The following is a 20469-nucleotide window of genomic DNA, read 5'->3' on the forward strand; positions in this document are numbered from 1 at the left end:
GACTATGGCCCGTCGTGTTCGGTAGCCCGAACGGGCTAGGGGGGTGCGTCAGGCCCCTGGGCGCACTCCGTGCTCGGCCATCAGGTCGAGCGGCCGCGGGTGCCCGTGGGCGAGGTCCCCGTGGATGCCTTCCAGACCCGCTGAACGGGCACCGTCGACGTTGTCGGCCCGGTCGTCGACGAAGAGGACCTCCTCCGGGGCGCTGCCGATCATCGCGACGGCGCGCTCGAAGTAGGCCGGGTCGGGCTTGGCCAGGCCGATCTTGCAGGAGTAGATGCTCACGTCGAACCGGTCGTCGTAGCCGGCTGCTCGAAGCGCGTCGACGAGCTGCATCGAGGTCTCGCCGACCTCGATCGAGTGCCATACGGCGCGATAGAGCTCCTCGACGGAGACGTCGACTCCGTGTCTCGTCAGCACTGCCGGGAGGTCGACGAGGAAGTCGGCCTCGCCGCGCAGCGCCGGCTTCTCCACCCGCTAGGCATCCTCGATGAACACCCGACCGGCCCCGCCCGCGAAGGGCTCGACGGCCGCCAGTCAGCCCCCGGCCAGCTCCTGCAGGACGCCGTCGGCGTCGAGCAGGACGTGACGGATCACCCGGCGGAGGTGACGCCGTTGCGCTGGACGAACTCGAGGATGGTGTCGGCGAGCTCGGGGCGGCAGACGATCAGGTCGGGCAGGTAGACGTCGTCCTGGTTGTAGATCAGCGGTGAGCCGTCAATGCGGCTGGTGAACAGGCCGGCCGCCTGCGCGACGGCCACGGGGGCCGCGGAGTCCCATTCGTACTGGCCGCCGGCGTGGACGTAGGCGTCGGTCAGGTCGCGCACCACCGACATCACCTTGACGCCGGCCGAGCCCATCGGCACGAGCTCGGCGTCGATCTCCTCGGCCAGCTTCTGCACGAAGGCAGGCGGGCGGCTGCGCGACACCGCGATCCGGGGTCGCCCGGCGGTGCCCTCGGGCACCACCGGAGGCTGACCGGTGTTGAAGGTCTCGCCGAGGGCGGGCTGGGCCACGGCACCCGCGGTGAGCTCACCGTCGTGCTCGCCGTCCGGCGTGCGCTCCCAGAGCGCGACGTGCACGGCCCAGTCGTCGCGCGGCGGCTCGGAGAACTCGCGGGTCCCGTCGAGCGGGTCGATGATCCACACCGCATCCGCCGAGCGCCGGACGGCCTTGTCGTCGACACTCTCGGCGCCCTCCTCGGACAGCACCGCGTCGTCCGGGCGGTGCACGGCCAGCAGCTGCATCAGCAGCTCGTGCGCGGCCGCGTCGCCCGCGTCCTTGAGCTCGCGGCCCTCGAGTCCCTGCGTGCGGACCTCGAGCAGCTTGCGCCCGGCCTCCTCGGCCAGCCACGTGGCCAGCACGTGGTCGTCGGTCGCTGCTGCGTCGGGCGGGGTGCCGGGCTCGAAAGTCACCTGTCCACCCTAGCGAGGCGTATGCCGTCGGGCTGGACGGCGCCCCGGCGGCGTACGGGTGGTGGCGCACGGGGGCTGCATGAGTACCCGGACAACCGGGGACTCCCGCGCCCGGCTGCAGGCGCCCCGCGCGCTCCGGCCGACGGGACTTGGCGGGCGAGTCGGTCACTTGAGGGGTGTTGCAACACCCCTCAAGTGCAGGAGTCCCCGGACATCCGGGTACTCCTGCACCCGGCACCGCCTGACCTCAGGAGTTGAAGCGCTGCTGCGTCTTCTCGAGGCCGTCGGTGACGAGCGACTCCACGGCATCGGCGGCGGAGTCGACCTGGAAGGGCAGCTCCTTGCGCTCGACCTTGGCATAGTCCGACAGCACGAAGTCGGCGACGTCCTGGCGACCCGGGGGGCGGCCGATCCCGGCGCGGACGCGGTAGAAGTCACCGGTGCCGAGCGAGGAGCGCATCGACTTGAGGCCGTTGTGGCCGTTGTCGCCCCCGCCGAGCTTGGTGCGCAGCGTGCCGAAGCCGATGTCGAGCTCGTCGTGGATCGCGATGATCCGGTCGGGGGCGACCTTGTAGAAGGTGGCGAGCGCCTTGACCGGGCCGCCGACCTCGTTCATGTAGGACCGTGGTCGCGCGAGGACGACGCGCGGGCCGGGCACACCCGGGGCGCCGAGTCGTCCTTCGACGACCTCGGCGCGCCCGGTCTTGTGCGACTTGAAGGGCGACCCCAGGCGACGAGCGAGCTCGTCGGTCACGAGGTAGCCGATGTTGTGCCGGTGACCGGCGTACTTCTCCCCGGGGTTGCCCAACCCGACCACGAGCCAGACGTCGGCTGTGGTCACGCTGGGCTCCTTGCTGGGCTCCTCGGGGTTCGTCCCACCCGATGACGATGGCGAGACAGGTGAGATGAGACGGCCCAGGAACCACCTGAGCCGGCGGATCACTCCGCTGCGTCCTCGGAGGCCGTGTCGCCCGAGGCATCCATGGCCTTGGCCTCGTCCTGGGCCTCGGCAACCTCGTCCTCGGACGGGTCGCGCTCGATGCCGGCCTCGGACTCGGCCTCCTCCAGCTCGGCCTCGAGGGCCGCGGCGGACATCTGCTCGGTGACGTTGATGATGAGCGTGTCGCCGTCGACCAGCAGGGTCGAGCCCGAGGGCAGCTTGAGGTCGGAGGCGTGGATCTGGGTGCCCGCACGGGCGTCCTGGATGTCGATGTCGATCTGCTCGGGGATGTGCGTGGCCTCGGCCTCGATCTGGACCGTGACGTTCTCGGTCACGACCAACGTGTCGGGGGCGGCGTTGCCGATGACGTTGACACGGACGTCGACGGTGACCTTCTCGCCCTTGCGGACAGCCACGAAGTCGATGTGCTCGAGGTGACGCTTGATCGGGTCGACCTGGATCTCCCGGGCCAGCGCAAGCTGCGTGGTGCCGTCGATCTCGATCTCGAGGAGCGCGTTGGAGCCACCGCGCTTGAGCGCCATCATCGTCTCGTGGCCCGGCAGGGTGAGGTGGATCGGGTCGTTGCCGTGGCCGTAGATGACCGCGGGGACCTTGTTCTCGCGGCGGATGCGACGTGCGGCGCCCTTGCCGAACTCGGTGCGGGTCTCGGCGCTGATCTTCTCTACAGACATGGGGTGACTCTCTCCTGGTGCGATTTCTCTACGTCCTGGCCGACGAGCGACCACGGGTGGCTGGGGGCCGGGGCGAGAGCACGAACGCCGCACGCAACAGCGCGCGGCGTGAGAGCCGGCCCTGTCGATCACGGAGCTCTGAGACTCCCTCGCCGAGGCAACTTCCCGATCTTAGACAAGGGCGGGGGCCGGTGGCGAATCGAGCCGGTCAGGTCAGGTCCGGTCCAACGACGCCGTACGCCGGCTCTCGTCCTCGAAGAAGCGCAGCAGCGCCAGCCCGGCGACGGTGAAGAGCGCCCCGCCCCCGAGCTCGCGGAGCATCAGCCCGCCCACCGCCCCCAGACCGCTCCCGTCGGCCAGCAGTCGACCCGCCTCGATGGCGTGGGTCAGTGGCAGCCAGGTGCCGACCGCCGCCATCCACCCGGGCAGGTCGTCGAGCGCGATGTTGGTGCCACAGAAGACGAGCAGCACGCAGAACACGACGTTGCCGAGGACCGCGGTCTCACGGACCCGCAGCGCCAGCGCTCCCATCGCCAGACCCAGGCCCGTGCAGGAGACCGAGGCGACGAGCACGACCACGAGCAGCGCCGGCCAGGCACCGGCCGGGATCCTGACGTCGAGCAGCAGCACCCCTGCGAGGACACCGACCATGGCGACTCCCCACCCGTTGGCGATGACCGGCAGCGCCCGGCCCAGGAACAGCGGGATCCGTCGCGCCGGGGTCGCCAGCACGATGCCGAGCGTGCCGCCCTCGCGCTCGCGCCGATCGTGGAGCCCATCGCGAACAGGCACGGGATCGCTGCGTAGTTGAGCGCGTTGCCGATCACGTAGAACTCGTCGTCGCCGACGCCCGCACTGCGGCCGGTGTAGGCGAACAGCAGGATCTGGCAGATCGGCGACACGATGAGCGAGGGGATCAGGATCCAGGGGCTGAGCCAGCCGAACATCGCCCGATAGCTCATCAGGCCGCCGATGAAGAAGATCCGCACGTTGGTCATGTGAGGGCCAACGTCGCGTTGCGACGCGCCGAGTCGACCAGGCGCCGACCGAGGTAGGCCGCCAGCGCTGCGTAAGCGAGACCGATCGCCGCGCACACGCCGAGGTCGGCCCACGGGCTGCCGCCGGAGGCCGCCTCGCGGACCGCGTCCATGGCCCAGGTGGTGGGGATCGCCCACGACAGCGGCTGGATCCAGACGGGCAGCGAGGAGACGGGGATCAGGAAGCCGCAGAGCAGCCAGCCGGGATACTCCAGCGCCGCACCGAGCGCCCAGGAGGTGCGGTAGCGCACGGCGGTGACGGAGAGGAAGAAGCCGAAGAGCGCCAGGCTGAGCCCCGCCATCAGCACGCCCAGGACGAAGAGCGGCCAGCTGGCGACCTCGAGGCGGAGGTCGAAGACCCACCGCATCCAGAGGATCGTGGCCACGACGCAGTAGAGCCCGATCGTCGAGAGCGCCATCGTGGTCGGCACCAGCACCCGGGTCAGCGAGATCGGGGCCGCGACGACCAGCTCGAGGGTGCCCGCCCAGCGTTCGCGGGTCAGCCGAAGACGTAGCCGATGCGGCGCCGCACCTCGCGGACGTCCTGCTCGACGTCGTAGCCGAGCACGCTGGCCCGCCCGCCCGAGGGGATCAGCAACGTGATGAGCATCTTGATCGTGGTCGTCTTGCCCGCACCGTTGGGGCCCAGGAGACCGAAGAGCTCGCCGCGCTCGAGGTGGAACGAGACGCCCTTGACCGCCTCGACGTCCTTGCGGGTGCGGCGCAGGATGCCGGTGCGGGTGACGAAGGTGCGACGCAGGTCGACCGCCTCCACCGCGAGGTCGGGGCGGCGGGCGTCCGAGAGCATGCTGAGGAGCCTAGGCGAGCGGTGCCGCCAGGCGCGCTCCCTTTACGTAGGGTCGGGGGGGTGTCCCTCACCCTCGGCGAAGCCCGCACCCGCGCGTCCCTGATCCGCGACGTCTCCTACGAGATCGACCTCGACCTGACCGACGCCACGACTGGCCACGCCTCCGGGACCTTCGGCTGCACCACGACCGTCCGCTTCACCTCCAGCGCCGCCGACACGTTCCTCGAGCTCACGGCCGCCACCGACCTGGCGGTGACCGTCAACGGCAGGGCGCTTCCCGCCGACGCCGCCCGATCGTCGTACGACGGCAGGCGGCTGCTGCTGACCGGGCTGGTCGAGCACAACGTGGTGACGGTGGCCGCGCGGGTGCCCTACGTCACCGACGGCGACGGGATGTATCTGTTCACCGACCCTGCCGACGGGGAGACCTACGCCTCGGCCTACTGCGGCATGGACGTCGCGCAACGGGTCTTCGCCTGCTTCGACCAGAACGACCTGAAGGCCACCGTCGCGCTGGGCGTCACCGCCGACCCGACCTGGACCGTGGTCGCCAACGGCCGCGTGCTCGAGGACGGCACCGACCGCGACGCCGGTCGCTGGCGCTTCGCGACGACCGAGGTCTTCGCGATCCCGATGTTCGTCGTGTGCGCCGGTCCGTGGCACTCGCGCACCTGGGAGCACGCGGGGCTCCCCTTCGGCTGGCACGCGCGCCGCTCGCTGGGCGCCGAGCTCGACCGCGACTTCGAGGAGCTGCGGGCCACGACGACCGCGTGCTTCGACCACTACGCGACGCTCTTCACCGAGCCGATGCCCTACGACAGCTATGACCAGGCGTTCGTGCCGGGTCAGAACTGGGGCGCGCTGGAGTCGCCGGGCTGCGTGACCTACCGCGACGAGCTGCTCCCCCGCGGCCGGGTCACCGACCTGGCCCGCAGCCAGCGCGCGTCGATCATCGCCCACGAGATGGCGCACATGTGGTTCGGCAACCTCGTGACGATGACCTGGTGGGAGGACACCTGGCTCCAGGAGTCCTTCGCCGACTACATGGGCTACCGCGTCTCGGCCGACGGGGCCGGCTTCGCCGGGGCGCTGCTCCAGCACGAGCTGCTCCGCAAGCCAAGTGCCTACCAGGCCGACGAGCGCCGCTCGACCCACCCGGTCGCCCCCGAGGCCGAGGACGTCCCCGACGTCGACGCGGCGTCCAACAACTTCGACGCGATCAGCTATTCCAAGGGCAACTCGGTGCTCCGCCAGCTGGTCACGTGGCTCGGCGACGACGCGTTCCTCGCCGGCGTCAACGCCTACCTCGGCGCGCACCGGCTCGGCAACGGCACGCTGGCCGACTTCATGGCCGCCCTCGACTCCGCCTCCGACCGCGACGTCCTCGGCTGGGTCCACGCCTGGCTGCGCACGTCCGGCTTCGACACGATCCGGGTCACCCGCGACGGTGGCGGGGTGCCCGTCGTGTCGCGCGACGGCACCCGTCCCCACCGCCTCCGCCTCACGTCGTACGACGAAGCGCCGGGCGGCGCGCTCGTCGAGCGGGAGAGCGTCTTGGTCGATGTCGGCGACGAGCCGGTGCGCCTCGACGACTGGGCCGGGCGCGTGGTGGTGCCCAACAGCCACGGCGAGACCTTCGTGCGCGTCGTGCCCGACACCGCGTCCTGGTCGGCACTGCTCTCGGGGCTGTCGAGCATCGACGACGACCTGGTGCGCGCCATAGCGTGGACCACGGCGTTCGACCTCGCCCACACCCGCCGCCTGCCGGCCGAGGACTTCCTCGACCTGGTCTCGCGCCACCTGCCCCACGAGCGCCACGTCACCGCCGTCGCTGCCGTGCTCACCCGCACCCTCGACTCCGTGGTGCCGCGTCGGATCGCGTCGTCAGGGGCGGCGCACGCGGTCGACCGGGTCGCCGACGCGTGCGCACGTGGCCTCGACACCACCCTCGACGAGCAGGTCCGCATCGAGCTGACCCGCGGGCTGGCCCGCACCTCGCGCGACACCGCGCTCCTCCAGGGCTGGCTCACCGACGGGGTCACGGATCACGGCGTCGCGCTCGACCCTGCCCTGCGGTGGCGCGTGGTCCACCGGCTCGCCGAGGTGGGGGCGCTCGACGCCGACGCGATCGAGACCGAGCGGGTCGCCGACGGCACGATCGACGGCGAGCTGGGTGCTGCCCGGGCGCTCGCTGCCCGTCCCACGGTCGAGGCCAAGGACGCCGCCTGGACGGCGTTGGCCGAGGACGACCAGGTCTCCAACCGGCGCTACGAGGCGCTGACCAGTGGGCTGTGGTCGCCCGAGCAGGCCGACCTGCTGGCGCCCTACGTCGCGGCCTACTGGCAGGTCAGCCCCCGCATCGCCGAGCGCCGCGGTCAGGCCTTCTCACAGGTCGTGCACCGCGCGTTCCCCGCGCTGGCGCTCACCGACGACCAGGTCGCCGACCTCGAGCAGGCGCTGGCGGGTGACCTGCCGTCGGTCCTGCGCCGGGGCTGGGAGGACAAGCTCGACGACCTGAGGCCGGCAAATACCTGACACCTGGGGCTCGGCACTGCATCCTTGCGGCATGCCTCCGCGACAGCCCGTGCTCCGGGCCGCCCTCAGGTCGGCCCTCCTCGCGCTGGCCGCGGGCCTGGTCACCTCGCTCGTCGTCGTCGCCGGCGTCGCCACGCAGGCCGTGCCGGTCCAGGCAGACCCCGGGACCGAGCAGGAGCGGGTCGCGAGGGCGGAGCTCGGCAGCTTCGACGCCCGCCTGGGCCCGCGCGCCTGCGCGCTCCTGGGCCGCGCCTGGACCTCCCAGGGCTGCAGCCGCACGACCTGCGCCCGCGCCGCCGACAAGGCGCGCCTCAACGCCAACGCCGAGATGTGCTTCACCCGCTCCGGTGCGTCCTTCGGGCGCGCCATCGACTTCCGCGTCTGCCGCGCCCTGCACCGGCCGTGGATCGCGGAGGTGAACCTCTGCGCCTCCAACCCCGCACGCACCAGCAGCGTCGTCGCCGCCGCGCGCCAGTGCGTGGGCGCGACCAAGGACTACGTGATGGTCCGCGAGCGCGCTGCGCGCTGGGACGAGTGCGTCACCCCGAGCCGGCGTCGCGACCTGGAGCGCATCGCCCGACGCACCGGCACCACGTTGCGCATCGTGGCCCTCCAGCGGTCCCGGACGCTCTGCGCGCTGCGCGACCACACGTCGTACGTCGACGGCATCTGTCGTTCCGTCCCGCCGACCACAACTCAGGGACCGCCCTCGGGCACGCTGCTCGTGGGCGACTCGTTGAGCTGGCGGGCCAACGACGAGCTCGCCCGCCTGCGCCCGCAGTGGACGCTCGACGGCCTCCCCGGTCGGCGCGTGAGCCAGCTGCTCGTGCGCATCCGCGACCACCTCGCCACCCAGGTCGCACCCAGCACGCTCGTCGTCGCGCTCGGCACCAACAGCACGACGTCGTGGACCAAGCAGGACTACCTCGACGCGACGGCGCTGGTGCCCGAGGAGACCCGGGTGCTGTTCGTGACGCCCTACCGCGCCGACGTCGGCAACGACGCCGCCGCGGTCAGTCGGGTCGACTCCTACGACCGCTGGATGCGCGAGATCACCGCCGCCCGCCCGCACACCTGCCTGGCCGACTGGCGGTCACTGGTCGTCGACGACCCGGACCTGCTCGTCGACGGCACCCACCAGACCCCCGACGGCGAGGCCGTCTGGGCGCAGCTCGTCAGCAGCTCCTGGGACGCCTGCTAGACGGGGTGGGGTGGGTGGCGGTCGCCTCGGGCGGGCGCTTCATCAAGGTATGTCGACGACCCGCCACTGCCCATGGCGTGCACCCCGTGGGAGGTGGAGTGTCGTCGTGGGAAGTCGCGGCCACCACAGCCGCACGACACACCCTCAGGCGTGGCCGTCGAACATCGACGTGACCGAGCCGTCGGCGAAGACCTCGTGGATCGCGCGGGCCAGGAGCGGGGCGATCGACAGGCAGGTCAGCTTGTCGAAGTGCCGGTCGTCGGCGAGCGGAAGCGTGTTGGTGACGACGATCTCGGCGGCCGAGGAGTTCTTGAGCCGATCGACGGCGGGGTCGGAGAGGATCGCGTGGGTGGCGGCGATGATGACGCCCGCGGCGCCGTCGTTCATGAGGGCCTCGGCGGCCTTCACGATCGTGCCGCCGGTGTCGATCATGTCGTCGACCAGGACGCACATGCGCCCCTTGACGTCACCGACGACACGGTTGGCGACGACCTCGTTGGCCACGTCGGTGCGACGGGTCTTGTGGATGAACGCCAGCGGCGCCCCACCCAGGCGGGCCGACCAGCGCTCGGCGACCTTGATCCGGCCGGCGTCGGGCGAGACGACGGCGAGAGGCTGGTCGCCGTACTTCTCCTTGACGTAGTCAGCCAGGATCGGCAGTGCCATCAGGTGGTCGACGGGGCCGTCGAAGAAGCCCTGGATCTGGTCGGCGTGGAGGTCCACGGTGATCAGGCGGTCCGCGCCGGCGGTCTTGAAGAGGTCGGCCATCAGGCGCGCCGAGATCGGCTCGCGGCCGCGGTGCTTCTTGTCCTGGCGGGCGTAGCCGTAGAACGGCATGACCACGGTGATCCGCTTGGCCGACGCCCGCTTGAGCGCGTCGACCATGATCAGGTGCTCCATGATCCACTCGTTGACCGGCGCCGTGTGGCTCTGGATCACGAAGGCGTCGCACCCGCGGACGGACTCCTCGAAGCGGACGTAGATCTCGGAGTTGGCGAACTCGTAGGCCACCTGGGGCACGAGCTCGGTCTCGAGGATCGAGGCCACCTGCTCGGCGAGGACGGGATGCGCCCGGCCACTGAAGATCATCAGGTTCTTCTCGGTGGCCCGCTTCATTCCGGTCACAGCGTCGGTTGCTCCTGGGTCGCGGCGGGGTGGTGTGCTCGGCATTCTGCCCCCGGGAGGGCGATCAGCCCAAGTCAGGACCCCGGTCTTGAGACGAGTCCTCCGCCACATCGCCCGCCTGCTGTGCGGCCGCCTCGGCAGCAGCGACAGCGGAGGCAGCAGCGGCGGCCTGGGCCGTGCCGGCCCGCTTGCGCTGTGCCCAGCCCTCGAGGTGGCGCTGGGGCCCGCTGCTGACAGCCAGGGCGCCCGGCGGGACGTCACGTCGTACGACGGTCCCCGCGCCGGTCGCGGCGCCGTCACCGATGGCGATCGGTGCGACGAACGTGTTGTGGGAGCCGGTCCGGGCGTGGCGACCCACCGTGGTGCGGTGCTTGGCGACCCCGTCGTAGTTGGCGAAGATCGTGCCGGCGCCGATGTTGGTGCCCTCGCCGATCTCGGCGTCGCCGACGTAGGAGAGGTGCGGCACCTTGGCGTCGTCGCCGATCACGGCGTTCTTGGTCTCGACGAAACCGCCGATCTTGCCGCGGGCACCGAGCTGCGTGCCCGGGCGCAGGTAGGAGAAGGGCCCGACCGTGGCCTCGGCCCCGATCACCGCGAGCTCGGCCTGCGTACGCACGACCCGGGCGCCGGCGCCCACCTCACAATCCTTGAGCGTCGTGTCGGGGCCGATCACGGCGTCCTCGGCGACCACGGTCGCGCCGAGCAGCTGGGTGCCGGGCAGGATCGTGACGTCCTGGGCGAGGACGACGTCGGCGTCGATCCAGGTGGTCGCGGGGTCCATCACGGTGACCCCGTCGCGCATCCACTGGCCCACGATGCGGCGGTTGAGCTCGGCGCCGAGCTGGGCCAGCTCCTCACGGTCGTTGGCACCCTCGGTCTGCCACGGGTCGTCGATGGCGTGCGCGCCGACGGTGAGCCCGGCATCGCGGGCGAGCTGGACGAGGTCGGTGAGGTAGTACTCGCCCTTGGCGTTGTCGTTGCCGATCCGCGGCAGCGCCTCGATGAGGAACTCCGCGTCGAAGGCGAGGATGCCCGAGTTGATCTCGGCGATCTCGCGCTGGTCGATGGTGGCGTCCTTCTCCTCGATGATCGCCTCGACGTCCCCCTCGTGGTCCCGCAGGATCCGCCCGTAGCCGAAAGGATCGGCCACGATCGCGCTCAGCACGCTGACCGCACGCTGGGCCGCCTCGTGCTCGGCGGCGAAGGCGCGCAGGCTCTCGCCCCGCAGCAGCGGGGTGTCACCGGTGGCCACGATGACGGTGCCGGTCGTGCCCTCGGCGGCGAGCGCGTCCATCGCGACGCGTACGGCGTGCCCGGTGCCGCGCTGCTCCTCCTGGACGGCGAGCACGACGTCCGGCACGAGCGCCTGGATGTGGGCTCCGACGGTCTCACGCTGGTGGCCGACCACCGCGACGATCCGCCGCGGCTCGACGGCCTCCACGGCCTTCAGGACGTGGCCGATCATGCTTCGCCCCCCGACGGGGTGCAGCACCTTCATCGTCTTGGACCTCATCCGCGTACCCCCGCCCGCGGCGAGGACGACGACGGTCAGCTCACGTGACACAGCAACTCATGCTCCCCGGGGATGGTCGATAGGGACGCATGCTGTCACAGGTCCCTGCGGACCCGATCGGGGTCGACCTTCGTCGTGGCCCTGACGCCGGGCCGCGCGCCACCTGGTCAGTGTCGCTCCCGGTCAGCGTCGGCGTACATCGAGTCCAGCAGCGGCTTGTACGTCGACTCGACGAACTTGCGGCGGACCTTCATGCTGGGCGTGAGCTCCCCGCTCTCGACGGAGAGGTCGTGGTCGAGGATGCGGAAGCCCTTGATCGTCTCCCAGCGGTTGAGCCTGCTGTTGACGTTGTCGAGGCACTCCTGGACGTAGGCGCGGACGGCGGGGTCGGCGGTCTGGGATGCGTAGTCGGCTCCGGTGCTCTCGTGCGCCGCGACCCACTGCGCCAGGGCGTCGGGGTCCAGGGTGACCAGGGCCGTCGCGTAGTTGCGGCCCTCGGCGTGCACCACCATCTGGCTGCCGAGCGGGCACAGCGCCTTGAAGAGTCCCTCGATCGGCTGCGGAGCGATGTACTTGCCACCCGAGGTCTTGACCAGGTCCTTCTTGCGGTCGGTGATCCTCAGTCGGCCCTGGTCGTCGATCTCCCCGACGTCTCCTGTGGCGAGCCAGCCGTCGGCGTCCAGCACTTCGGCCGTCGCCTCCGGCTGGTTGTGGTAGCCGCGCATCACGCTCGGTCCCCGCACGAAGACCTCGCCGTCCTCGGCGGTCCTGATCTCGGTGCCCACGATCGGTGACCCGACCCAGCCGAAGACCGGGTCGTCGAGGCGGACGATGCAGGCGCCGGCGCTGGTCTCGGTCAGTCCGTATCCCTCGAGCACCAGCATGCCGGAGGCGTAGAACCAGGCAGCAACGTCCGGCGAGATCGCGGCGCTGCCCGAGATGAGGAAGCGGATGCGGCCGCCGAGCCGGGCCCGGACCTTCGACAGCACCAGCCGGTCGGCCAGGGTGTGCTGGAGCCTGGTCGCCAAGGCGGGCTGCTGTCCCCGCAGCCGGGCCTGTGCGACCCGGTCACCGACGCCGAACGCCCAGGAGAACAGCGCGCTGCGGAGGCCTCCCTCCTCCTCGACGGTCTGCACGACCTTGGCGTGCACCTTCTCGAAGATGCGCGGCGGCCCGGCCATGAAGGTGGGCCGCACCACGGCGAGGTTCTCCACGATCTTGTCCATCCGACCGTCCACAGCCGTCGGGAAGCCGATCTGGAGCTGGACGACCTCGAGCATCTTGCCGAAGGAGTGCGACAGCGGCAGCCAGAGGTACTGCAGGTCGTCGTGCGACAAGATGTCCAGCGACTCGGCACCGGCACCGATGTAGGTCCAGCAGCTCTGCGGCAGCTGCACGCCCTTGGGGCGGCCCGTGGTCCCGGACGTGTAGATCAAGGTGGCCAGGTGCTCGGGCAGGATCGCAGCGACGACGTCGTCGACCGCGCTCGGGCAGTCGGCGAGGTGCCGAGACCCCAGGGCCTGCAGGTCCTCCAGGCTGATCACCCACTCGCCGTCAGGTGTGCCGTCGAAGGTCACGACCCGCTCGACGCCGGGCAGCTGGGCGCGCTGCTCGCGGAGCTTGGCGATCTGGGTGTCGTCCTCGGCGAAGACGATCCGGGAGCCGCTGTCGGCCAGGATGAACGCGACGTCCGCCGCGCCGGTGGATGGATAGACGGTCGTCGTCGCGCCACCTGCACAGGCGACGGCGAGGTCGGCGTAGACCCACTCGATGCGGGTGCTGCTCGCGATCGCCACCCGGTCTTCGTGCTCCAGGCCGAGGGCGATCAGTCCTGCTGCCAAGGTGGTGACCGAGCCCTTGGCCTGAGTCCAGGTCACGGAGGACCACGCCTCGGCCGTGGGGAACCGGTAGGCCTCCGCGTCGGGCGTCGACTCCGCCCGGTCGTAGAACATCCGGGCCACCGAGGGGGCCCGGACCAGTGCTGTGGTCGTGTCCATCATGCGCCTCAGTCCTTCTCGTGTTGCTGGGTTGCCAGGTGGATCCTCACGTCGACGCGTCCGCCCCCGGCTGCGGTCGCGTCCATCTGCCCCAGGCGGGCCAGCATGGCCAGCGACGCCTCGTTGTCGGCCGCCACGGTGGTGACGACCTGGATGACACCCTGAGGTCGCTCCCGCACCAGCTCGGCGAGCAGCGCCGTGGCGACGCCGCGGCCGTGCCACTCGTCGACCACCGTCACCGCGACGTCCGCCGCGGTCGGGTCGTCCCGGTAGCGGATCATGCGCGCCACGCCGACCGGCACCCCCACGTGGTCGTCGCCGATGCAGACCAGGACCAGTGCCACGTGGTCGATCCCGTCCACGTCGTCGACCAGGTGGTCCAGCATCACGTCGGTGAGGTGGGGGACGGCACCGAGGAAGCGGCGCCGCCGACTCTCCGGGGAGAGGTGCTCGTAGGTCTCCCGGAGCATCTCCCGGTCGCCCGGCAGCAGCGGCCAGATCTGCGCGGGCGTGCCGTCGGGGAGACGGACCTCGGTGATCAGGCGGAGATCCGTGCCTTGCTGTCGAGCAGTGCCTTGCGCAGGTCACGCACGGCGCTCTCGAGGCCGCTGCGCATCGTGTCCCCCACCCCGCTCGCGGTCGAGGTCGCCTCGTCCAGCTGCCCGCGGACCTCGGCCCACTTCTTGCGGAGCTCCTCGAGGAGGACGGCGGCGCGGTCGTTGGCCTCCATCGCCCCGAGGTGGAACTGCACCTCGAGGTCCTCGACGCGGCTCTGCCACTGGTCGCGCTGCGCTCGGGCGAGCCGGTGCCGGAGCACGTCCTGCGTGCTCGTGAGCTCGTCGATCTGCTGCTCCAGCCTGGCGATTCTCTCGTTGGTGTCCATGTCTCGAGCGTGCCCCCGCCAGGACCGCCCCCGGTAGGGCTGAAGGTCCCGGCGGCCCGTGCACAGACGTCCCACTCCCCGAGATGGAGTCGAACCATCGTCGCTAGTCCTGATTCAAAGTTCGCGCCGCCGTGGTCCGGAGCATGCTGGGCCCAGGCCACCCCAATATGGGGGTTTCTACTTCCGGCGCAAACCGGCACCTGGGTCGGCTGAACCGAGGAGAGGAAGCACCACGATGAACGTGCTCCCGACCCCCGGTGTGCTCACCGCCGAGAGGTCGCCGCCCATCAGGTCGACCAGAGTGCGGCAGATAGCGAGCCCCAGACCGAGACCGCCATGGAGTCGGGTATCGGTCATGTCCACCTGGGTGAAAGAATCAAATAGTGACAGCAGGTGCTCGGGCGGGATTCCGACACCGGTGTCCTCGACCATGAGCACCACCCGGACCCTGTCGTCTGCCTCTGGGTCGGGCGCGACCGACGTCTTGGTACCTACCGTGATGCCGACGCTGCCGGACTCGGTGAACTTCAACGCGTTGCTGACCAGGTTCGAGAGCACCTGGGAGACGCGTAGCGCGTCCCCGTGGACGATGGGTGGCAGCGATGCGTCTAGGTCCACGTCCAACCGCACGCCTTGCACCGTGGCTTGCGGCCGTGCCCACTCCAAGACTTCTTCGACTACGTCGACGAGCCGGAACGGTGCTGGAAGGAGCGTGATACTGCCTGCTTCGAGTCGGGAGAAGTCGAGGATGTCGTTGACGTGGCGCAGCAGGCGCTGACTGTTGCGGTGCACCATGTCGGTCAGCTGGTCCTGGCTGGGGGTCAGGTCGCTTTCGAGGAGCATTTCAGTGGCCCCGATGACCATCGTGAGCGGGGTGCGGAGTTCGTGGCTCATGTTGGCCAGGAACAGTGCCTTGGTGGCGTTCGCTGCTTCCAGGTCACGTTGCATCACGTTCGCCTCGGTGAAGTCCTCGGCGATGCCGTGCGTCCCGACCACCTGGTTGGACACGATCACGGGAACTGCGGTCACCCTGACCTCGCGGACATCGCCGCTGACGGTCACCAGGCGTGCCTCCAGTAGTTGAGGGCGTCGTTCGATGACGGCCGCGAGAGCGTTCTCGCTCGTCTCGATGTCGTCGGGGTGAATGATGTCGTGGAAGTCGGTGCCGACCAGTTCGCTCAGGCTCATGCCGGTGAGTTGTTGCATGGCGTCGTTCGCGGCGGTGAGGTGGCCGGTCAGGTCGAGGGAAAACACGCCGTGAGGGCTGTAGGCGAACAGGGATCGGTAGCGTTCCGCCTCCTCGGCGAAGGCACGCTCGCTTGGGTTCATCGACGGCTGATTGGGGTCTGCGGGCGCTTCTGGCGTCACCGTTGCCTCCCACTCGTCGCGGTATCAGGCACCAGCGGCGGGCTGAAAGCTGGAGCGCGTTAGTGATGCTCCCACACCCGATAAACGACCGCCCCGTCAACAGCGAGGTCGATGAGCCGCTTGCTTAGGTCACGGCCTTCCACGTTCCCATGCCGCGCGGGCGGTTCGCTCTGTCCGTCGATCTCGATGGCTAGCGTCGCTTCTCGGTCGGGATACGTGAAGCGCGGAGCACACCTCGCGGGAGCACACCGGGAGGAAGTACGACGGTGGCTCTCGGCAGGTACGACCGCAGGACGTGACGCTCAATCGTGAGCGCTACGGCTCGGCACGGTGATCGTCGCCATGACTTGCCCGCTGCCACGTGGTCCGTTAGCCGTCGGTCGTGCACGTCGTGAGTGATGCCGGCCATGAGATGGGCCGGCGGAGCCCGCACCGCTCGCACTCCGCCTCAAGGTGCGCGGAGATGTCGCCGGGCCATCGCGAGGTGAGGCGCACGCCGACGTGCGCAAGTCTCTGCCGCACGCGGTCTCTGCTTGACGGGCAGCGCCGCGAACCGCACCTCGGGGGCTGCTCGCCTGCACCACTGACAGACCCACCCGCCGCACCGGATCATGGTCAGCGTCACGTCAACGACCGCACCGCACGGGCCGTGTCGGGTGCGGAACAACTCGCCCGGGCCATTTCCGAGCCGGATCGCCGTCGCGCCGCACGCCTCGATCATGGCGGTCAGGTGGTCGTCGTACCACGTCTTGCCACGGGGATGGACCGGCCACCGACCCACGTCGGGCACGAGTCCGCCGCGCATGGTGCGATCTGAAGTTCGGTCACTCCGGCCGCGTGCCACGCCGGTCCGACGCTCCGCCTGTTTCGGGCTGGTCACGACAATCCGTGACAGCGGTGTGACACGCGAACGTGAGACCGCCCCCACCGATTGCTCGACGGGGGCGGCTATCTGACGCCTTTACCTGCGGATACTCCGCGAACCTGCTCCCCGGGATGGAGTCGAACCATCGTCGCTAGTCCTGATTCAAAGTCAGGCGGGCCCTGCCGGCAGACCAACCGGGGAATGTGCGCTCAGATTACCGTCCGCGCAGGTCGGGGCCGAACGTAGCCGTCAGAACCAGCCGACCTGGTCGACGCGCACCCGTGCCCGGTGGTCCAGGCGGGCGGTCAGCCGTTGCGCTGCAGCGAGGCCCACGACCACGTAGCGGCTGACCGAGTCCCCCGCCCGGGCCGGCACCACGGCCGTGGCACCCGCGCCACCGGAGAGCGTGAGCCGGACGGCCCGGGTCGCGCGCGAGACGGTGACCCTCAGCAGCACCCGGTCGGCTGCGGCGGGCAGGGTCAGCGACGCCGTACGACGGCCGGTCCAGGTCGCCTCCAGGACCCGCCGCGCCGCAGGGACCAGGCACCCGGGGTCGCGCACGTCGATGGCGAGCAGGGACACCGCCCTCGGGCTCTGGCGCGCCACGAAGCCGGGAGTCGCCGAGCAGGCGAACCTGCCGGACAGCTGCCCCGCACCGAGCGCCAGCAGGCCGCGTCCGGTCTGGAAGCGGCTGGTCCCGGCGGTGACGAGGCGTCCGGCCAGACGAGCGGTCCCGGTGACGGAGAGCCGGCCGGTGGCGGCAGCGGTCGGCACGGTGGGCAGCGTGGCCACCAGGGTGCCGGCGGCGTTGGCGGTGTAGTCGCCGTCGATGACGAAGACCCCCAACGGCGTCACCCGGAGGGCTCCGGCAGGGAGGTCACCGATGATCTTCCCGGTGCCGCGGAACGAGGCGCCCGTGACGAAGGTGGTCCCTGCGAGGTCCCACTCCGACGTGCCGGCGTGGGTGATCGCTCCACTGCCACCGAGCTCGATCCAGTCGAGGACCGCCGGCTCTGCGGTCGCCGACCCGACGTCCGAGCCGATCGCCAGGGTGCCGCCCGACTGGACCGTGACGCGGCCGGGGTCGGTGCAGCACCCGTCGGAGGTCAGCGTGGCGCCGGCAGGCAGACGCATGGTGGCGTCGTCGGGGATCACGAGCCGGGTCCCACCGTGCACGGACAGCGTCGAGCCGCTCACCACGTCGAGCCCACCGCGCGGCACCACGAGGCCGTGCTGGCCGGGCACGTCGGGGTTCCACTTCACCAGCCGGGTCGTCGTGCCAGCCACGGTCGAGGTGGACACGCCGGGCGCGACCGTGACGTCGGCGTGGACCCGGGGCCCGGCGAGCCGGAGCACCCCCTCTCCGCCGATGGTCCCCACCCCCGAGAGCACCGACTGGTCGCCGAGCTCCAGGGTGGTGCCGTCGGCCAGGGTGAGGTCGTCGAGCAGCTTGACGGTGCGGTCGGGTCCGGCGGGGTCGGCGGGATCGAAGGCGTCGCCCTCCGTCTGGGGGACGACCACGGTGCCGCCGCCGAGCAGGGTCGCTCCCCGGTCGATCCGCACCGGCCCGCCGGTGAGCTGGAGCGTGCCGTCGTCGGGCACCTCGACGGTGCCGCGCAGGTCGAGCCCGACGTTCTCGAGCCGCGTGGTGCCGCCGTCGACGCGGATGCCGCCGTCGACCGTGATCGTCGACGTCGGGCCGGCGCAGCACCGGTTGGCGCGGATCCAGGTGCGCTCGCCCATCGCCAACCGCCCGGTGGTGCTGACCACCAGGTCGGCGTCGAACATCAGCTCCAGCTGCGGTTCCGATCCGCCGAGCGGGTCGTCGGCGATGGCGAGCGGACCGTTGACCGTGAACGTCTGCCCGGTCTCGCCGCCGAAACGCATCGGGGCGCTCGGGGTGAGGAGGCCCACCGCCAGCTGCTCCAGCACCAGGTCGACCCCGATGTCGCCGCCGCCCCAGACGAGCGCGCCCGCGACCGTCACGGTGCCTGGGCCGGACAGTGAGACCAGCTGGTCAGGGTCACCGCTGACCGTCAAGGCGCTGAGCACGACGTCGGGGACCTCGGTGATCGTAGGTCGCGGCCCGGGGGCGAGCGAGACACCGTCACCGGCCTGCGGGACACCCTCGGGCTGCCAGTTCTTGTTGTTGCCCCACACCGTCGACTGGGTGCCCGTCCACTGGTAGGTCGTCGGCCCCTCCGCGCCGGCGGGTGGCCCGCCCGTCACGACGGTGAGCACGGGGAGGAGCAGCAGCAGACCAGCGGCAGCGTGGCGTTTCACAGTGTCCATGGTGGTCGTCCTCGGCGCTTCGCGGAAGAGGCTGCTGCGTCCACGGCACCGACCGGACCAGGCCGGGCTAGCCTCGGTCCGTGGAACTGCCCGTGATGCCGCCCGTCCGGCCGATGCTCGCGAAGGCCGTGAAGGGGATCCCCGACCCGGCCAAGCACGGCGGGCTGGTGTTCGAGCCCAAGTGGGACGGCTTCCGCTGCCTGGTCTTCCGCGACGGCGACGAGGTCGAGCTGACCAGCCGCAACACCAAGCCGCTGACGCGCTACTTCCCCGAGGTCGTCGAGGCCGTCAAGCGCCAGCTGCCCGAGCGGTGCGTGGTCGACGGGGAGCTGTTCGTGGCCAGCACGTCGCCCGACGGTGACCGCCTAGAGTTCGAGGTGCTGCAGGAGCGGATCCATCCGGCGGCCTCCCGCGTGAAGCTCCTGAGCGAGACGACACCCGCGGGCTTCGTGGTCTTCGACCTGCTCGCGCTCGGCGACACGTCGTACGTCGACCGGCCTCTGCGCGAGCGCCGCGCGACCCTGGAGGAGGCGTTCGCCGACCTCGACGGGCCGTGCTACCTCACCCGCACGACCAGCGACCCGGCCGAGGCGGAGCGGTGGTTCGAGCAGTTCGAGGGCGCCGGGCTCGACGGGGTCATCGCCAAGTCGCTCGACGCGCCCTACACCCCCAACGGGCGCACGATGATGAAGATCAAGCACGAGCGCACGGCCGACGTCGTGGTCTGCGGCTACCGCGAGCACAAGACGAGCACGCCCGAGCAGCCGCTGCTGGGCAGCCTGCTCCTGGGCCTCCACGACGACCAGGGGCGGCTCCAGCACGTCGGCGTCAGCGCCAGCTTCACCGCCGCCCGGCGCGCCGAGCTGATCGAGGAGCTGCAGGAGCTGGTCTGCCCGATCGAGGAGCACCCGTGGAGCGCCTGGGCAGGTGACGCCATCGCCAACCCCGACCGGATGCCCGGCACCCAGAGCCGCTGGAGCGGCGGCAAGGACCTGAGCTTCACCCCGCTGCGCCCCGAGCGCGTGCTGGAGGTGAAGTACGACGCGATGGAGGGCCGGCGCTTCCGGCACACCGCCCACTTCAAGCGCTGGCGACCCGACCGGGAGGCGGAGTCGTGCGACTACGGGCAACTGGAGCAACCGGTGCGCTACGACCTCGGTAGTGTGCTCAGCGGGGTCTCGACAGGCCCCGGCGCTGCACCCGTGAAGGGCAATGAGGGAGAGACCGATGGCTGACTACGACGTCGTCCTGCTGATCGAGCAGGAGCTGAGCCCGGCTGATGCGGCCCAGGTGCGCTCGCTGCACGAGGGCCTCGACGACCCGGTGACCTATCACGTGCTGCTGCCGTTGGAGGACGCCGCGGCCCGCATCGAGGCCTCCATGGGCTCACTGTCCGGAGGCGAGATGATCGCCTCCCCCGCGATGGCGATGAGCGACGTCGACCTCGACGCCGTCCGCCAGGACTGCGAGGACCGCTCCGCCGCCGAGCTGCGCAGCACGATCGCCGCGCTCGAGGGCGTCGGCGCCACGATCGGCAGCAGCGCCGTCGTCACCGACCCACCCATCGACGCCCTCGCTGCCAAGGTCACCGAGGTCGACGGGCGCGAGGCGATCATCCTCACCCGGCCGCACGTGGTCGCGGAGTTCTTCCACCTCGACTGGACCAGCCGCGCCCGCCGCAAGATCGGCGTCCCGGTGCTGCACCTGCTCGAGCACGAGAACTTCGACGAGCAGTCCGGAGGCGGCGAGGGTGTCACCGGCCTCTGAACCGGCCCACCGTGGATGGCGTGGATAGCATCGC

At 70.8% G+C, this 20469-nt stretch carries 18 protein-coding genes and 1 tRNA gene; 4 read left to right on the top strand and 15 right to left on the bottom strand.

What is annotated here, in order from left to right; all coding sequences use genetic code 11:
* Nucleotides 1–48 precede the first annotated feature (48 nt).
* The 7 genes from BM204_RS10045 to BM204_RS10075 form a co-directional block, all read right to left on the bottom strand.
* Nucleotides 49–471, bottom strand: a complete 423-nt coding sequence (locus tag BM204_RS10045) for an HAD-IA family hydrolase (RefSeq protein ID WP_246166151.1) — start codon at nt 469–471, stop codon at nt 49–51.
* 119 nt (nt 472–590) lie between these two features.
* Complete coding sequence (locus BM204_RS10050; protein WP_091112718.1) at nt 591–1412, bottom strand: 3'(2'),5'-bisphosphate nucleotidase CysQ; 822 nt, start codon at nt 1410–1412, stop codon at nt 591–593.
* Nucleotides 1413–1659: 247 nt separating this feature from the next.
* A complete protein-coding gene (pth, locus tag BM204_RS10055; protein WP_091112721.1) occupies nt 1660–2253 on the bottom strand; it encodes an aminoacyl-tRNA hydrolase in 594 nt (197 codons plus the stop codon).
* Between the two features lie 98 nt (nt 2254–2351).
* Nucleotides 2352–3044 carry a 50S ribosomal protein L25/general stress protein Ctc gene (locus BM204_RS10060; RefSeq protein ID WP_091112722.1) on the bottom strand — a complete coding sequence of 231 codons (693 nt, stop codon included), beginning with the start codon at nt 3042–3044 and terminating at the stop codon, nt 2352–2354.
* A 213-nt stretch (nt 3045–3257) separates the two neighbouring features.
* Nucleotides 3258–3836, bottom strand: a complete 579-nt coding sequence (locus tag BM204_RS10065; RefSeq protein ID WP_170259111.1) for an ABC transporter permease — start codon at nt 3834–3836, stop codon at nt 3258–3260.
* A gap of 202 nt (nt 3837–4038) precedes the next feature.
* Nucleotides 4039–4584 (bottom strand): ABC transporter permease, encoded by a 546-nt coding sequence (locus BM204_RS10070; RefSeq protein WP_091112728.1) that lies wholly within the window; start codon nt 4582–4584, stop codon nt 4039–4041.
* Nucleotides 4581–4889 carry an ATP-binding cassette domain-containing protein gene (locus tag BM204_RS10075; RefSeq protein ID WP_091112730.1) on the bottom strand — a complete coding sequence of 103 codons (309 nt, stop codon included), beginning with the start codon at nt 4887–4889 and terminating at the stop codon, nt 4581–4583. Before BM204_RS10075 ends, BM204_RS10070 begins: the two co-directional genes overlap by 4 nt.
* 60 nt (nt 4890–4949) lie before the next feature.
* Between BM204_RS10075 and pepN the strand changes: the two genes are divergently transcribed.
* Together pepN and BM204_RS10085 are read left to right on the top strand one after the other, a co-directional pair.
* Nucleotides 4950–7424 carry an aminopeptidase N gene (gene pepN, locus BM204_RS10080; RefSeq protein WP_091112733.1) on the top strand — a complete coding sequence of 825 codons (2475 nt, stop codon included), beginning with the start codon at nt 4950–4952 and terminating at the stop codon, nt 7422–7424.
* 31 nt (nt 7425–7455) lie between these two features.
* Entirely contained in the window at nt 7456–8625 is a 1170-nt protein-coding gene (locus tag BM204_RS10085) for an SGNH/GDSL hydrolase family protein (protein WP_143099710.1), read from the top strand.
* 144 nt (nt 8626–8769) lie between these two features.
* On the opposite strand, the gene BM204_RS10090 is transcribed toward BM204_RS10085, so the two are convergent.
* The 8 genes from BM204_RS10090 to BM204_RS10125 form a co-directional block, all read right to left on the bottom strand.
* On the bottom strand, nt 8770–9750 hold the full coding sequence (locus BM204_RS10090; protein ID WP_281290191.1) for a ribose-phosphate diphosphokinase: 981 nt from the start codon (nt 9748–9750) through the stop codon (nt 8770–8772).
* Between the two features lie 64 nt (nt 9751–9814).
* Nucleotides 9815–11314: a bifunctional UDP-N-acetylglucosamine diphosphorylase/glucosamine-1-phosphate N-acetyltransferase GlmU gene (glmU, locus tag BM204_RS10095; RefSeq protein ID WP_091112740.1), complete on the bottom strand. Its 1500-nt coding sequence runs from the start codon at nt 11312–11314 to the stop codon at nt 9815–9817.
* Nucleotides 11315–11430: 116 nt separating this feature from the next.
* A complete protein-coding gene (locus BM204_RS10100; protein WP_091112743.1) occupies nt 11431–13263 on the bottom strand; it encodes an AMP-dependent synthetase/ligase in 1833 nt (610 codons plus the stop codon).
* A 5-nt stretch (nt 13264–13268) separates the two neighbouring features.
* On the bottom strand, nt 13269–13730 hold the full coding sequence (locus tag BM204_RS10105; protein ID WP_091112745.1) for a GNAT family N-acetyltransferase: 462 nt from the start codon (nt 13728–13730) through the stop codon (nt 13269–13271).
* A gap of 68 nt (nt 13731–13798) precedes the next feature.
* On the bottom strand, nt 13799–14143 hold the full coding sequence (locus tag BM204_RS10110) for a hypothetical protein (RefSeq protein WP_091112748.1): 345 nt from the start codon (nt 14141–14143) through the stop codon (nt 13799–13801).
* Between the two features lie 177 nt (nt 14144–14320).
* Nucleotides 14321–15511 carry a sensor histidine kinase gene (locus tag BM204_RS10115; RefSeq protein WP_143099711.1) on the bottom strand — a complete coding sequence of 397 codons (1191 nt, stop codon included), beginning with the start codon at nt 15509–15511 and terminating at the stop codon, nt 14321–14323.
* A gap of 987 nt (nt 15512–16498) precedes the next feature.
* A tRNA-Gln gene (locus BM204_RS10120) sits at nt 16499–16577 on the bottom strand.
* A 48-nt stretch (nt 16578–16625) separates the two neighbouring features.
* Nucleotides 16626–18668, bottom strand: coding sequence for a hypothetical protein (locus BM204_RS10125; RefSeq protein ID WP_091112753.1), 2043 nt, complete (start codon nt 18666–18668; stop codon nt 16626–16628).
* Between the two features lie 80 nt (nt 18669–18748).
* Between BM204_RS10125 and BM204_RS10130 the strand changes: the two genes are divergently transcribed.
* Nucleotides 18749–19903 (top strand): ATP-dependent DNA ligase, encoded by a 1155-nt coding sequence (locus tag BM204_RS10130; RefSeq protein WP_177223719.1) that lies wholly within the window; start codon nt 18749–18751, stop codon nt 19901–19903.
* Nucleotides 19896–20435: a hypothetical protein gene (locus BM204_RS10135; RefSeq protein WP_091112754.1), complete on the top strand. Its 540-nt coding sequence runs from the start codon at nt 19896–19898 to the stop codon at nt 20433–20435. The genes BM204_RS10130 and BM204_RS10135 overlap by 8 nt, the downstream gene beginning before the upstream one ends.
* Nucleotides 20436–20469: the final 34 nt, after the last annotated feature.

It is taken from the genome of Nocardioides psychrotolerans (genome assembly GCF_900113685.1).
In the GTDB taxonomy this organism is placed as follows: domain Bacteria; phylum Actinomycetota; class Actinomycetes; order Propionibacteriales; family Nocardioidaceae; genus Nocardioides; species Nocardioides psychrotolerans.